General features: G+C 52.8%; 11 protein-coding genes. 4 read left to right on the plus strand and 7 right to left on the minus strand.

From position 1 onward, the window contains the following. Positions 1-94: 94 nt before the first annotated feature. The 3 genes from IDM49_RS06770 to IDM49_RS06780 all read right to left on the minus strand — a co-directional run bounded on the left by IDM49_RS06770 (position 95) and on the right by IDM49_RS06780 (position 4233). Positions 95-1831, minus strand: coding sequence for an ABC transporter ATP-binding protein (locus tag IDM49_RS06770; protein WP_190723963.1), 1737 nt, complete (start codon positions 1829-1831; stop codon positions 95-97). Continuing rightward, positions 1824-3551 carry an ABC transporter ATP-binding protein gene (locus IDM49_RS06775; protein ID WP_190723964.1) on the minus strand — a complete coding sequence of 576 codons (1728 nt, stop codon included), beginning with the start codon at positions 3549-3551 and terminating at the stop codon, positions 1824-1826. Before IDM49_RS06775 ends, IDM49_RS06770 begins: the two co-directional genes overlap by 8 nt. A 133-nt stretch (positions 3552-3684) precedes the next feature. Beyond that, entirely contained in the window at positions 3685-4233 is a 549-nt protein-coding gene (locus IDM49_RS06780; protein WP_190723965.1) for a P-loop NTPase family protein, read from the minus strand. Positions 4234-4403: 170 nt separating this feature from the next. Here IDM49_RS06780 and IDM49_RS06785 point away from each other — a divergent pair, with 170 nt between their 5' ends. The 4 genes from IDM49_RS06785 to IDM49_RS06800 all read left to right on the plus strand — a co-directional run bounded on the left by IDM49_RS06785 (position 4404) and on the right by IDM49_RS06800 (position 10540). Further along, the gene (locus IDM49_RS06785) at positions 4404-7001 is read left to right on the plus strand and encodes a DEAD/DEAH box helicase (protein ID WP_190723966.1); all 2598 of its coding nucleotides are present in this window, start codon (positions 4404-4406) and stop codon (positions 6999-7001) included. A gap of 95 nt (positions 7002-7096) precedes the next feature. After that, positions 7097-7714 carry a cation transporter gene (locus IDM49_RS06790; RefSeq protein ID WP_190723967.1) on the plus strand — a complete coding sequence of 206 codons (618 nt, stop codon included), beginning with the start codon at positions 7097-7099 and terminating at the stop codon, positions 7712-7714. 51 nt (positions 7715-7765) lie between these two features. Beyond that, positions 7766-9196 (plus strand): alpha/beta fold hydrolase, encoded by a 1431-nt coding sequence (locus IDM49_RS06795; protein ID WP_190723968.1) that lies wholly within the window; start codon positions 7766-7768, stop codon positions 9194-9196. Between the two features lie 129 nt (positions 9197-9325). Continuing rightward, entirely contained in the window at positions 9326-10540 is a 1215-nt protein-coding gene (locus IDM49_RS06800; RefSeq protein ID WP_190723969.1) for a right-handed parallel beta-helix repeat-containing protein, read from the plus strand. 84 nt (positions 10541-10624) lie between these two features. Here the strand turns inward: IDM49_RS06800 and IDM49_RS06805 are convergent, their stop codons facing one another. The 4 genes from IDM49_RS06805 to uvrB form a co-directional block, all read right to left on the minus strand. Next, entirely contained in the window at positions 10625-10978 is a 354-nt protein-coding gene (locus IDM49_RS06805) for an SdpI family protein (protein ID WP_190723970.1), read from the minus strand. Positions 10979-11222: 244 nt separating this feature from the next. Next, on the minus strand, positions 11223-12419 hold the full coding sequence (locus IDM49_RS06810) for a TerC family protein (protein ID WP_190723971.1): 1197 nt from the start codon (positions 12417-12419) through the stop codon (positions 11223-11225). A gap of 307 nt (positions 12420-12726) precedes the next feature. Beyond that, positions 12727-13362, minus strand: coding sequence for an NAD(P)-dependent oxidoreductase (locus IDM49_RS06815; protein ID WP_190723972.1), 636 nt, complete (start codon positions 13360-13362; stop codon positions 12727-12729). 101 nt (positions 13363-13463) lie between these two features. Then, on the minus strand, positions 13464-15617 hold the full coding sequence (uvrB, locus tag IDM49_RS06820; protein WP_190723973.1) for an excinuclease ABC subunit UvrB: 2154 nt from the start codon (positions 15615-15617) through the stop codon (positions 13464-13466). Positions 15618-15637 lie beyond the last annotated feature (20 nt).

Below are 15637 nucleotides of genomic sequence, written 5' to 3' on the forward strand. Positions count from 1 at the left end.
ATGTGGTTATATATACAACCATCATCTTAGTAACAGCCATCACAATTGTCACCATTGCTGGCGCATCATTTCAGCGGACGCAATAGCCCAGACGTTAAGACAACGCGAACATTTGCGCCGGCGTGCCTTCTGCCTCGATTCGACCGCCTTTCAACAGCACCGCACGAGATGCCATCGAAGCGATCCTGGCATCGTGACTGATGATAATTACTGCACGATCCTTCAAAATTGCGTGCAGCGATGCACACGCGTCCGCTGTTTCAAGCTGCGTCGTAGATTCATCGAGAATAACAGCGTGCGGGTTAGCCACAACGATGCGTGCCAGCGACAGCTGCTGAATCTGGTCTCGCGTGAGCTGGGTTGCTGAAGTTCCGAGTTCGGTGTCAAGACCGTCAGGCAAATCGTCCACCCAATCGGCGCCGACGGCATGAAGAGCCGCAAGCTGTTCTGCTTCGGTTGCGTTTTCAGCGGCTACTGTCATGTTGTCAGACAACGTACCTAAGAAAAGATGTGCTTCTTGTGTACAAATCAGCAATGCAGGACGCCCGTCTTGGGCTACCTGAGTGGGATAGAGTCCATTACCCACGGGAGAACCAGCAACAGAAACCGTACCTGAATCAGCAGTCAAAGACCCAGCGATCAGGCGTGCCAAAGTGGTTTTACCTGAGCCTGAGCGTCCAACCAGTGCGATGCTCTCCCCCGCCCGAACGTCAAGGTTAACGCCCTTGATAACTGAAGATTCCGGGGTATAACCATACGTGAGACTCTCACAACGGATGACCACATCGTCAGTAACAGATTCAGTGTTGACCTTGCTACTAGCAGCCTGCTCACGACGCGCTTTTTGTTGATGCGATAAATCAATCACGCCGAATACTCGTCCCATCGTCACCGACATTTCTCGCAGGCGGTCAAGCCAGTAGGTAAAAATATCGGCGTTCACGCGCATGCCAAAGAGCATGATTGATGCTGTCGCTGCATCGCCCCAGCTAGCCCAGCCCCGTTCGACGCAGATGGCACCCCAGATAATCGAAAGCAAGAGAGGCATGTACGAGTTGAATCCGTCAATCGCCCAATAGGTAGCACGAAGCGACACCAGCTTGCGGGCAATGGAATATATGGAATCAACGCGGTTTTCTTGAACCTGCAAGCGGGCGCCCTCAATACCTAGCTCACGCATGGTGCTTGCACCGCGAATATTCTCGTTTGCAACAACGGTAAAGTCAGACATTGCCTCAGCACGATAAAGGGTGAGTTTTCCAATGCGCGGCAGAAAAATAGACAGAAGAATCGCCATCAGCACAAACGTTGGAACAGCCACAAGCCCAATGAAGGGATTGACAAAGAACAAGGTTGTAGCCGTCAGAATCATATAGACCGTGATATACAAGAATTCTGGGAGTCCCTGCGCAAGAACTTGTCTAATGGAGTCGACATCGTCGGTCAGCCGCGACAACAAGTCCCCAGAACCAGCGTCCTCTACGGTTTGAGCGTCAAGTTCGAGGGCAGCCCCCACCATGTCGATACCGAGGTCTCGATTCAGGCGAACGCCCAGGCGTTGCCCTTGAAAAGTCCACGCACGGGTGAGGAGTGCGCCTACCACCACCGCCAGAGCAATCAGAAGAATAAAACCCCACGGAAAGCCGGTCAAAGTACGGGACGACGCGGCATCTACCAGCCTGCCAATTGCGATGGGAATCGCCAACGAGGTCAGTGAGCTCAACACGAAGAGCACTATCAACCAGAAAAACTGACCGGGAGTTCGCATGACGCTTGCCAGCAGCATCCGCCAGGTTTTACCGGTGGACGCGACAGGAAGAAGGTTAGCCACGGTGGTGCTCCTGTTCTATTTCGCGCTGGCTGGTCATCGGCGTCTGCTCAATTTTCTGCAAAGAACTCGTGATGGCTTCTTCGTACTGTTCAACAACGTGGTGCACGGAGTGAGCGGCAACGTTGTGATGATCCGAGCGATGTTGGGTCGCGATCCGTCGTTCAGCTTCCATGGTGGTGCTGACAACATAGATTTTCCGAATGTTCTCTAGCGGATAATCGCGTGCACATTTTTGCTCTAAATGATCAAAAATATACTTTTGGCTAGGTTCATCGACAGAATTCAACGGCTCCGTGAGCACCAATGTTGTAGCGTCCTGCGCGAGCGCACGAGCCAGCGCCAGACGCTGACGCTGCCCGCCGGAGAGGTTTGCTCCTTCAGCGCTGATTGAAGCTTGCAGGTATTGAGCGGGGTCTTTTCCGCCAAGTCGGTAGGCGATCTCTAGTGAGTCGGTCAGCCGTAGCAGCTCGATAATATGCTGATCGTCCAACACATCGGTGCCAAGTTGTACGTGTTCTTGAAGAGTGCCGGCGAAGATCATCGGGTTGGGTTCTGAGAGCAGGACGCGTTCCCTGTCTTTTCCACCGCTACTTTGGCTTCGAAGCTGGTGGACGAGTGCCTCTGCACATTCTTGCGCCGTGAGATTCATATCGCGCGGGTTCATAAACACCACGGTCTGCGTTGAATCAGGAATTTTTACCGATGCAACTGGGGAAGCTGCGCGGTGTGTGTCTACGGGTGCGGATTCGTTATCGTGAACCAGCTGATCTACGCGTTTGAAAGCAACACGCGCGTTACGCCAGGCGAACAGTAGCATTTCAACCGACCAAATGGGGCCAGTCATGACATTAATCAGACCGGCTATAGATACTAGCTGCCCTGCTGGGGTGTCGGCGAGCCATGTGCCTTCAGCAAGGGTGCCGCGAAGTGCAAAGGCAATGGCCAGGAGAGTAACGGTTCCGACGAGAAAGTTGCGGGCCGCAAAAGACCAGGTCTGCACGCGTTCTAACCTCAGCTGAGATTCGTACAGGTCTTCAGCGCTGTGGGTGTAGCGCCGCATCATGCGCGGCCCCGCGCCCAACCCCAAAATGGTACGTATAGCCGAAGCAATATCACTTGCTTTAGAGGTATTGACTCCGACTTTGTCACGGAAAATTTCTGAGTGCTTTTCGATGACTTTTGAGATGCGTGTGAGGGCAAAAAGAGTCACGATGAGTCCCACTAGCACAATGGCAGCAACCACAGGGCTGATTTTCCAGAGCTGATAGGTACCCATTGCGGTGGCACCGACTGCAGAAGATGCGAGAATCATCGGTTGCCACAGAGCGGCCATAGTGCGGCTGTCTTTATTCATGAGTGCGATGAGGTTACCGATCTCTTGCCCCGATGATTTGAAGACGAGTCGGCCAACGTACGTGCGCCAGGCTCTTTCGAGGGCAGCAACCACCGTGAAAGTAATGCCCCAGGTGAATATTTCATTGAAACAGAAGTAGAGCACAATCAGCACTGCCCATTTCATCTGAGACCAAGCGCGCTGGGTTTCGCCAGCCGTGTGAAGGTCAATGATAGTGCCAATCAGCACCGGCAGATAAGCAACCAAGAGCACTGAAATGAGATCCGTGAAAAACGGGATAATGTGAATCGCTCGCCAGCGCCACCCGGGCGGTGCAAGACGAAATTTAACCGGCGCGTCATCGGGTGCCGGTTTCTTCTTCATCATTGCCATGTGCTCTCCTGCCGCGGCATGTGCCCTATGTGGTTTACGTGAATATGTGCTGTGTGAATTTATTCTAAGCGCAGTGAGCAGTGCCTGCACCAGTTGATGCACAATTCATACTCACCGAGTTCCGATGTTAGGCAGCAGATCGGTCACGCTGGATGCGTCGAGAAACCTCATCTGTTTCACTGACGATAAAAATTTTGCTCTTCTGAGCAAGCACCGGATGCTTTTTAACTCGCTTTTCAAGCTGCGTAAAGATGATTGACTGTGTTTGTGGGTCAACAGCTTGCAAGGGTTCAACCAAGATTAGTACATCGGTGTGTTGTGCGTAAGCGTATGCAAGCTGAAGTTGTTCAGACAGAGCCCGCGAATCCGCATCAGGCTCAAGCCCTTGCTCAGCAAGACCAACAAGGCTGGGAAACTCGGCAGCGGCGTCCTCATCGAGGTTCCAGTTCTTACTCATCTCTGCAAGTTGCCGGTGGATATCAGCCACATTGTTGCACTTGATACCGTTGCTCTCAACGATTTTAATGTTCAGCTGCGGATGCTGGCTGACCAGATAAGCGGCAAGGCCTCGCGCATAGTCCTGAGCGTTGACTGACTCTTCGCGAGGATCTTGATATACCACCCGGTGATGGGTTTCAAACGGTACATACAGTGAGGGCTGGGATGACTCAGTCAAAAGGGAGTTCTCTTTTCACTACGGATAACGGCTGAAAAAGGAATGTCGCAACAGAAAGTACACGTTGTTGGGGATCTTATGATAAACCTCAAGAAACAGTGTATTACCTCCCTTCCCTTCAGCTTAATCTTGCAGGCACGCATCTTGCGACCGGTAGAATTTGAAGCATCATGAATATTCTTGAGCATCTTTCACCCAAACTCGCACAGCCGGAAAATCACTATTTCCGCGGTGATTTCGCGTCTAATCCGCTGAGTCCCGACGAAATGTATGAGGGCTTCTTAGCGTGGATTTCATCGCGCGGTATGGAACTCTACCCCGCACAGGATGAAGCTGTACTTGAACTAGCTCAGGGCAACAACGTTATTTTGGCGACCCCCACGGGCTCGGGTAAATCTACCGTGGCAGTTGCAGCGCATTACGTGGGATTAGCCACGGGTCAGCGTTCTTATTACACGGCACCTATCAAGGCGCTGGTCTCCGAAAAGTTCTTTGACCTCGTTGCAATTTTTGGCGCTGAGAATGTTGGCATGATTACCGGCGATTCATCGATCAACGCCGATGCTCCTATCATCTGTTGCACCGCCGAAATTCTAGCGAACGTGGTTCTACGCGAGGGCGAAAACGCTGATTTGTGCCAGGTGATCATGGACGAGTTTCATTTCTACTCAGACCCGCAACGCGGCTGGGCGTGGCAGGTGCCGCTCCTTGATCTGCCCCAGGCACAGTTCTTGCTCATGAGCGCAACTCTGGGTGATACCACCCGTTTTGAGCGGGAGATGACGGAGCTCACCGGCCGCACATCAACGTTGGTCACCAATGCCGAGCGTCCTATCCCCCTGCATTTTTACTATTCCAACAACACCGTACAAGAAACCGTTGAAGAGCTGGTATCTACCCGTCAAACTCCGGTGTATATTGTGCACTTTAGCCAGTTGCAAGCCATCGATGCTGCCCAGGGGCTGATGAGCGTCAACATCGCGTCCAAAGAAGATAAAGAACGCATCAACGAACTTCTGGCGGACTTCCGTTTTATGCCCGGTTTCGGCAAGACTCTCCAGCGGCTGGTGAAAAACGGCATCGGCGTCCACCACGCAGGTATGCTACCGAAATACCGCCGCCTCGTTGAGCAGTTAGCTCAAGCAGGACTGCTGAAAGTCATTTGCGGTACAGATACCTTGGGTGTGGGCATCAATGTGCCCATTCGCACCGTTCTCATTACTGCTTTATCTAAGTTCGATGGTGAACGCACCCGCCGCCTCAAGGCCCGTGAATTCCACCAAATCGCCGGACGCGCCGGTCGAGCAGGTTTTGATACCGCAGGTACCGTAGTGGTTCAGGCACCGGAGCACGACATTGAAAACGCTCGTTTAGAAGCAAAGGCTCGCGAGAAGTTTGCCGGTGATGAAAAGAAGATGGCGCAGTCCCTTCGCGGTAAGAAAAAGAAGCCGCCGCAGGGGTTTGTGGCGTGGAGCGAAAAGACTTTCGATCAGCTGGTTGAAGCATCACCAGAGCCATTGACCAGCTCTTTCGGTGTATCGCACTCCATGCTACTCAACATTTTGCAGCGCGAAGGCGACCCTTTTACCGCAGCCCGTAAGTTCTTGGAAAACAACCACGAACCGCGCATCAAGCAACGTCAACTAATGCGCAAGGCACTGGGCATCTACCGCGAACTATTAGCTGGTGGCGTGGTTGAGCGTCTAGATGAGCCAGATGAATACGGCGCTCGCGTGCGCCTCACTGTAGATCTACAAGAGAATTTCGCGCTCAACCAGCCGCTTTCACCTTTCGCGCTCGCGTCCTTCTCGTTGCTCGATACAGAGTCTGAGACCTACGCACTCGATGCGGTATCGATTATCGAAGCCACACTCGAAAAACCGCGTCAAGTTTTGATGATGCAGGAGAAGAAAGCGAAGTCTGAGGCGCTCGCCGAGTTCAAAGCTGAGGGCATGGACTACAACGAGCGCATGAACGAGCTCGATAAGATTACCTACCCTAAACCGCTTGAAGACTTGCTGGAACAGGCTTTCGAAACCTACTCGTCTTCGGCAGCGTGGGTACGCGAATTCGAGCTTTCGCCCAAGTCAGTGGTGCGCGATATGTACGAACGCGCTATGGGATTTGGTGAGTACGTGCAGTATTATTCCTTGGATCGCTCCGAAGGCATTTTGTTGCGCTACCTATCCGATGCCTATAAGGCGCTGCGTCAGACCGTTCCGGTCTCTGCTCTCAACGATGATCTAACCGACATCATCGAATGGTTGGGCGAAGTTATTAGACAGACTGACTCCTCACTGGTGGATGAGTGGGAGAAACTAGCTGCCGGTGAAGACTACCAGCCCAAGGAAGAAACCCTTGAAGAGTTGGTTGCAGAAAAAGCACCGTCAGTTACCGATAATCCTCGTGCTTTCAAGGTAATGGTGCGCAATGCTATGTTCCGTCGCGTGGAGCTTTTTGCCGATGAGCGTGACAAGATTTTGGGCAGCATGGATGAGGAATACGGTTGGGACGCTGACCGTTGGGCAGATGCCATGGACGATTATTTTGATGAGTACGATGACATCTACACCGACGCGGACGCTCGTGGCCCTCAACTACTGAGCATCGATGACGATGTGACCGAGCATCCTGGCATCTGGAAGGTTCGTCAGATTCTCTCTGACCCCGACGATAACCATGATTGGGCGTTTACCGCCGAGATTGATTTGGTTGCTTCTGATGCGGCCGGTACTCCCGTTGTTCGCATGCTCAGCGTTGGCAACTAACCGCGTCTTGATGAGTACGTGCAATTCTGAAGAATGAATGTGTCAAAAGGCTTCAGAATTGCGCGTTTTCATGGTCTACCGAAAGTTTTCACGATATGACTGAACACCAGGAGCTCAGCGCACGTAACCTGAGTAATTCTGCCCGGCGCATTGTTGGGCTTGTCGCGCTCTTAAACGGTGCAGCTGCAGTTGTTGAGGCAACTATTGCAGCTTTCATCGGTTCTGTCTCGCTCTTTGCCGACTCAGCAGATTTTCTCGAAGACTTCTTGATCAATGGCCTGGTCTTTTGCGCCTTGAGCTGGTCGGTTACCAGCCGCCGGAAAGCGTCGTTCGGGTTGGCAGCACTTATTCTGATCCCGGCTATCGCAGCATTTGGTACAGCTCTTTATAAGGTGTTTTCAGCTTCAGTTCCGGAACCTACGGCTCTCACGGCAACATCCGTTGCAGCCCTTGCGGTAAATCTTCTCTGCGCGATGCTATTGTTGCGCCTTCGCTCAGGTAATACTGCCCTCACTCGTGGCGCGTGGCTTGCAGCCCGTAATGATGCCGTGGCCAACGTTCTGATGATTCTCGCGGGAATCAGCACCTTCTTCTGGTACTCCATGTGGCCCGATGTGATAACCGGGGTGCTGATGGGCATCATCAACTGCTTCGCGGCTAAAGAAGTTTATGAGCAGGCACGAGCAGAAGATCCTGAACTTGAATTGGACTAACCCACCCAAGCATCAACCAACAGACCGGCTGCACAATACACAGGAGTAGCAATGACCGCCCCGCACCTCATTAACGTTTCACTTCCGCAGCCTTCCCACAAGGTAGGCGCGTGTCACCGCATCGGAAATTTTGATCTCATCGATCACTGGTTCACAGTGCCTCTAACACACGGTCTGATTTTTGGGCACTCAGCTGAAGTTGCTCAAGACCACCCGTTAGCACAAGAAACCATCACAGTCTTTGCCCGCGAAGTCATCGATACATCATCCCAGCCCACCACCGCAGTAGAGGCACGGCCCTTCATGGTCTATCTGCAGGGCGGCCCCGGCGGCGCATCCCCGCGTCCTGCATCCGATGCCGGCTGGGTAGCAGAGCTTGCTCAAACCCACCGCGTCATTCTGCTCGATCAACGAGGCACCGGCAATTCGACACCGCTGATTGCTCAGACTCTCACCGCTCTTGGCTCTGTTGAGAGCCAAGTACAGTACGCAGAACTCTTCCGGGCAGATTCAATCATTGCCGATGCCGAAGTTGTGCGCGACTTTCTGACCGTAGACAGGGCAGATCGCCGGTGGTCCACAATGGGTCAGAGCTTTGGCGGATTCCTCACGCTGAGCTACCTCAGTTTTGCGCCGGGTTCCCTAAAAGACAGCCGTATGACGGCAGGCCTTGCACCAATTCGCGCGCACGTCGATGGCGTTTACCGCTCAACTTATGCCCGTACACAGGCTCGTAACCAGGAATTCTTTGGCTGGTATCCAGAGGATGCTGCGCTAGCCAATCGCATTGCAGAGCACCTAGCGAGTAAAACCGAGAAGCTTCCCACGGGTGAACGACTCACCCCTGAACGTTTTCAGATGCTCGGTTCATATTTGGGCGGTAACGCGCGCATCCACCAACTGCACTACATTCTGCAATCTGCTTTTGCCGAAAGCCACTCGCATCTTTCAGAGCAGTTTATTCGTGATGTCGCAAGTTGCGTCAGCTTTATAGGTTCGCCGATCTACGCGCTACTTCACGAGGCGATTTACGCGGATGGTCCCGCTGTACCGGTTGGTGCGAACAAGCTTTCTCCCTCGCCCGCCCCCACTCGCTGGTCAGCGCAACGTATTTCTGCCGAACTGCCGCAGTTCGCGCCAGACGCCCATCAGCTCCTGTTCACCGGCGAGCACACTTTTGACTGGTACTTCGACCAAGATCCATCGTTGAGTCCTCTCGCAGAAGCCGCACATGCACTGGCAGAAAAGGACGACTGGGGTCGGCTCTACGATCACGAGCAGCTGGCTCGCAATGAGGTTCCGCTGGTTGCCGCCGCTTACGTTCCCGATATCTATGTCGATTTCGAGCACTCCATGAACACCGCAAACTTTGTGACCAATACCCGCGTGTGGACCTCTGCTACTCACCATCACGACGGCTTAGGCGCGGATGGTGCCATGATTTTAGGTCATCTCAAAAACTTATTGGCCGATATGCACTAACCCGCCCACAGACGCCACTGACCAAGTAGGGTAAACTCAACAGAGTCTATTGACGGTCCGGTAACTTTTGGGGAGTTACCGGCACCGCTTTGGCGCATTCTTGCGCAACAACAATTGAGGGGAAGATTTTTGGTAACTCGCGCACAATTTTTAGGCGGTGGAGCGCTCGCTGTTCTTGCAGCGTCCATGGGCAGTACCACAGCACAGGCCGCTGACGGTTCACGCTTGCTCGTTGCCACCGACGAGGGCATTTCAAACGACGGCTCCACCCCCGTCAACGGCAAAATTAATCAGCTCTCAAAGTCTTTGGCTGATAACGGTGGCGGAGCGATTGTCTTCCCTCCCGGTATTTACGCGGTTGACGATGAAGGCGTTGAAGTTCGCAACCAGGTCAGCTTTATCGGTTTGGGCGAGGCAACCCAGTTCATGCCCACCGGTACGTGGGGCGAGCTTGCCGGAGTTTTTCGCATCGGCACCGATAAAGAAAACAACTCTGACCCGGTCTACCGTTCTGGCCTGCATGATTTGAGCATCAAACCGGGCAAGGACGCCATCAAGCACGCTGAATCTATTGAAAACGTGGTTGGCGTTTTGTACAACACCAAGAACGGTGATTCGCCAGCTGACCCGGATGCCGCGCATCGAATTTCGGGGCTAACCCTGTGGGATTTGGATATGGGCATCAAGATTAAGGGCGCCGATGATCAAGGTATGACGGTGGAGCGCATCCGCGGACGTAAGTTCTTGCGGTCTGCTCTTGTGGTCGGTGAAGCTTTTAAATCAGGTGGCGCCGACAACATGTTCTCAATGATTGATTTATCATCTGCTAACCGCGCCAAGGTGGACGCTGCAACAGTTGAGCTCTACACCTCCAATACCAGCTGGTCACAGGTAAAAACCTGGTACTCCAAGCGTTCTGTAGCGTTAGACGGAGATAGCAAGGCAGGTGCTGGCTTCTACATCAAGGGCACCCGCAATACTTTCAGCCAGTGCGATGCGCAGGATAACGGCGGTCATGGCTTCCTCATTAAGTACGGCAACAATTCTTTTGTTAACTGTGTGGCTGACTCTAACGGTCACGCTGATAATTTGGAGGGCTCGGCAAAGTTGGGTGAGGCTCACGGCTTCCACGTGTCGGTTGATGCGCCGGGCACTCAGCTGATTGGTTGCCAGGCCTTCAACCGCGATGTACCGAACCCCGGTCAGGGTGTTGGATTCTGGGTTGCTGAGGGCAATAAGAACATTATTCTTTCGGGCAACGCATTCGGCAATACTAGCGAGAACAGTGTCACCAAGGGACTGGATGCGCAGAAGAACCAGGTGATTGACGGCGGCGCCAAGTAACCTCAGTTCTCCAGCGATGCGAAGCTAAAACGACCCCGCTGAACAGGTGTTCGGCGGGGTCGCTTTTTGTTAAAAATTTAAGCGCTATAACTCGTTGTGAGCACGTTGTGCTGCGCGTTTGACACTGGTAAAAGTGGCGATTAGAACAGGTAGGACGCCCGCAAGCAGGGCTAGTATGCCAGCAAGTGACGCCATATCGTCCCCATATAGATGGTTGGTGAGCAATACCGCCACGGTACCCACGATAAAAATCATCAGACCGAGACTGAGCGCGGGAACTGCCGCGCGATGACCTGCCTGCCAGGCCGCATCCGACTCCATGGTCGCCGAAGTTCTCACGCCAACCAGCCCGTTGCGCGTGAGGTTACCGGCCTTAATCATGGCAAGTAAAACTGCAAAGGTAATGGCAGCTATTACAAGGGCTATAAGACTAATCATGGGTGGCTCCTGAAATAAGGATTTGAAAGACTGCTTGATGGTGTGGCTAATAGTCCTGGTTCACTCTTCCAAGCCGTCAAGGGCCCGCTTCCCTCAAACGCCAAACCCGAGCCAGCGGTCCCTCGACGCCCTGTAAGAGCAGAAATGGATCATTGTTCTTCATCATATCGCCCCCCCCTACCTACACAAGAGAACAAAAATTCCCCCGCCGAAAACCCGGCGGGGGAATTTTTAGGTTATGAAACTAGTTCATATACGCCTGATGCGCGCTACGAGCGCGATCTACGAGATCCTGGTACTCTGCTTCAGACTCAATGAGTTCATCGCGGTATTTCTGCGGAACATTGCGTGACTTAGCGGTTGCCGCATCCAATTTGTCCTGAATCTTCTGACGTTCCTCAGTGGAGGCATTGTCGGGTAGGTTCAGGTACTGCTCTGAGAGTCTCTGAGTCTTCTGAATGGCTGCCAGCGCTTTGCCCTTGGGGGAAAGCAACGAGGCCAGAACGGTAATAATCAGTACGCCAACGATAACTGCCAGTGAGACACCGATTGTCACTTCAACAACGTGGACGGGCTGACCGTCGTTGATGAAAGGCAAGGTGTTCTCATGCAATGCGTGCAGAATCAGCTTGACGCCAATGAAGGCGAGGATGATTGCAAGACCCCATGAAAGGTAGATGAGGCGATCCAACAGACCGTCAATCAAGAAGTAGAGCTGGCGCAGACCCATCAGTGAGAACGCGGTTGCGGTGAAGACAATGTATGGTTCCTGGGTCAAACCGAAGATTGCGGGGATTGAGTCCAGTGCGAAGAGGATATCGGTACCGCCGATAGCTACCATTACCAGCAGCATCGGGGTCATTACCTTTTTACCGTTTTCTACGGTGAAGAGTTTATCCCCATCGTAGTAATCGGTTGTGTGCATGAACTTCTTCGCCAGGCGAATGATGAAGTTGTTAGCTTCATCCTCTTCTTCTTTATCGGTGACCTCACCTTTGAGCAGGTTACCTGCGGTGAGCAGAAGAATAATGCCGAAGATGTAGAAAACACCGCTCCAACGGTCGATAGCTGCTGCACCCAAAAGAATGAACACGGTACGCGCAATCAAAGCAAACACGATACCGAAAAGTAGAACCTTTTGCTGATCCTCACGCGGCACCTTGAAAGATGCCATGATAATCAAGAAGACAAAGAGGTTATCGACGCTCAACGCCTTTTCGGTAATATAGCCGCCATAGTATTCAGCAGCGAACTGGCCGCCATCCCACCAGAGAATGACGAGACCAAAAAGCAGTGCGATACCCACGTAGATAGCAGACCAAATCGCTGCTTCTTTGATGGTGGGTTCGTGCGGTTTACGCACGTGAAAAAAGAAATCGTATGCCAACAACGCGAGAATAAACACGATGGTGACAGTCCACTGAAGCCCAGTAATATGCATGGGAGCCTTTCTTGTGGGATTGATACTACAATGACCACAAGTCTCTCCCACCACTATGTCTCAGTGGTTTGCCCCCCGGTTAGACGCCTTCGGCTAACGTGCTGACGAGAAAACAATTAGCGGGATACTCCCTTGCTCGTCACACAACTCTACAGCATTGGGTGTAAATCTAGGTTTCAGGTGGGTAAATACTACCCGTGAACCTGCGCACGTGCGTCGTAAATTTCGCCGCGTTAAGAGAATTCGGTGGATTTTCCTTCCGCCACAAGCGGTTGAAAAATCCACCGAAAAATATTTTATTCAGCTTTTATTTGCCGGATGCGGCCTGCTCATCAACGCTAGCGGCGGTAAAGCGCTTGTTGATGTGTTTGGGCTTTACGGCTTCATCCACGAGGGCGATTGCGAAGTCCTGCGTTGAGATGAAGTTGCCTGCGGGGCGGTCAAGGTCAAGCTTGATGTCACCGGTGCGGACGCCGGGGGCAATGACGGGAGCCGGTGACACCATGGCCCACTGCAGAGATGCCGGAGCTTCTTTGTACATAGCGTAGATTTCTCCGAAGAGATCTGCCTCGCTCTTGTAGATAGCGGGGAAATCGGGGGCGTTACGTAGCTCGTTGCCGTTCTCATCCAAAAGTGAGCCTGCGCCTCCCACAAAGATGAAGCGCCCTGAAGGAGCTGCTGAAATCAGCGCACGGTGCGCTGCCTGGATTTCGCGGTTAGCCTGCTCGCTTTCGCGGGCTACAACAGAGATGATGGTTGCATCGTGTTCATCGATAACTTCTACAACGTCGTCCACGTTGGTGAAGTCGATAACCTGAGCCTGAACTCCTTCAACGGGGTTGCCCGAGCGGTTGTAGGCATCAACCTCAAGATTGCGGCTGAGAGCTTCTGCTACAGCTTCTTTACCAACGTTACCGGTTGCACCAATAATTGCGATTTTCACTGTTTTTCCTTTCGTGGTCGCATCGTCACTTCCAGAATTTATTTTACACGGAAATATTTTGGGCGGGTGGGTTTTCCGAAGAATTTACCCGCCCACAATCTTTAGGCGTGACCTACCGCCTGCATCTGTCGCAGCTCCTTTTTGAGATCTGCGATTTCGTCGCGCAGGCGTCCTGCAATCTCAAACTTCAGCTCTTCAGCCGCCTGCATCATCTGTGCGTGCATCTCTTCGATAAGATCCAGCAGTTCCTCAGCGCCTTCAGCCGCCAAACCGTCGGCGCGAACACGCTCACCGCGTGCCAACAATGCATCGGCCTCGGGTGAGGACACTGCGGGCTCGGCGGAACCCTTCTTCTGAGATGAAACCGGTGCAGTTTTCTTACCGGCCGCCTTGCGCGTTTGAAGCAACTCGTGGGTGTCTTCAGATTCACGCGCCAGCTGATCGGTGATATCCGCAATCTTCTTGCGCAGAGGTTGCGGGTCAATCCCGTGGTCCTTGTTGTACTTCTGCTGAATCTCGCGACGACGGTTCGTCTCGTCGATAGCGGTTTGCATGGAGTCCGTGATCTTATCGGCGTACATATGCACCTGACCGGAGACGTTTCGAGCCGCACGGCCGATAGTCTGAATCAACGAGGTGGTTGAGCGCAAGAAGCCCTGCTTATCAGCGTCCAAAATTGCCACCAGTGAGACCTCAGGCAAATCAAGACCCTCACGCAAAAGGTTGATGCCGACCAGCACGTCAAAAACACCCATGCGCAACTCACGTAGGAGCTCCACGCGTCGCAGGGTATCAACGTCCGAGTGCAGGTACTGAACCTTCACGCCGTGTTCGGTGAGATACTCCGTGAGGTCCTCAGCCATACGCTTAGTCAGCGTTGTGACGAGAACACGCTCATCTCGATTAGTACGCACGCGAATCTCGTCCAGCAAATCATCAATCTGGCCTTGAGTGGGCTTGACGATAATCTCGGGATCGATCAAACCGGTGGGGCGAATAATCTGCTCAACTACCCCATCGGCCTGCGATAGCTCGTATTTGCCCGGAGTTGCCGAAAGATAGACGGTCTGACCAATACGCTCTAAAAACTCGCCCCATTTTAACGGGCGGTTGTCCATGGCAGAAGGCAGACGGAAGCCGTGCTCCACCAGGGTGCGCTTACGGCTCATATCGCCCTCATACATCGCGCCAATCTGCGGAATCGTTACGTGGGACTCATCGACGATCAGCATGAAGTCATCCGGAAAGTAGTCCAGCAAACAGTGCGGGGCACTACCGGCAGGGCGACCGTCGATGTGCCGCGAATAGTTCTCAATACCGTTGCAGTAGCCCATCTGCTCCATCATCTCGAGGTCGTACTGCGTGCGCATACGAAGACGCTGAGCTTCTAGTAGCTTATTCTGCGACTCGAGTTCCTGCAGACGTTCCTGAGTTTCTTGCTCGATGGATGCGATAGCTCGCTTCATGCGGTCAGCACCGGCAACGTAGTGCGAGGCAGGAAAAACGTACATCTCGTTTTCTGCACGAATCACGTTACCTGTCAGCGGATTCAGCGTATAAATGGCATCAATTTCATCGCCAAAGAATTCAATGCGAATCGCATGCTCTTCGTACATGGGAATAATCTCGACAGTATCGCCGCGCACACGAAAGGTACCGCGGTGAAAGTCCATATCATTGCGCACGTACTGCATCTGCACGAACTGCTTGAGCAAATCGTCGCGGTCCATCTCTTGCCCGCGTTCAAGCGTCACCATCTGCTCAACGTATTCTTCAGGAGTACCCAGACCGTAAATACATGAGACGGTAGAAACCACCACAACATCGCGTCTTGTCAGCAAAGCATTCGTTGCGGAGTGACGCAGTCGCTCAACTTCCTCGTTAATCGAAGAATCCTTCTCGATAAACGTATCGGTTTGAGGAACATAGGCTTCGGGCTGATAGTAGTCGTAGTAAGAGACAAAGTATTCAACAGCGTTGTTGGGTAACAGCTCTCGAAGTTCATTAGCCAGCTGCGCTGCCAACGTCTTGTTCTGCACCATCACCAAGGTGGGACGCTGCAGCTTTTCAATAAGCCACGCGGAGGTAGCCGACTTACCGGTACCCGTTGCGCCCATAAGCACAACATCTTTTTCACCGTTTTGGATGCGTTCAGTCAGCTCAGCAATTGCCTGCGGCTGGTCGCCTGCCGGTTTATATTCAGAAACAACTTCAAAGGGAGCAACTACACGCTTAATTTCCTTGGCAAGACTCATACGCTCCAGCTTAGTCGTGC

The organism is Rothia terrae (genome assembly GCF_014705925.2).
Taxonomy (GTDB): Bacteria; Actinomycetota; Actinomycetes; order Actinomycetales; family Micrococcaceae; genus Rothia; species Rothia terrae.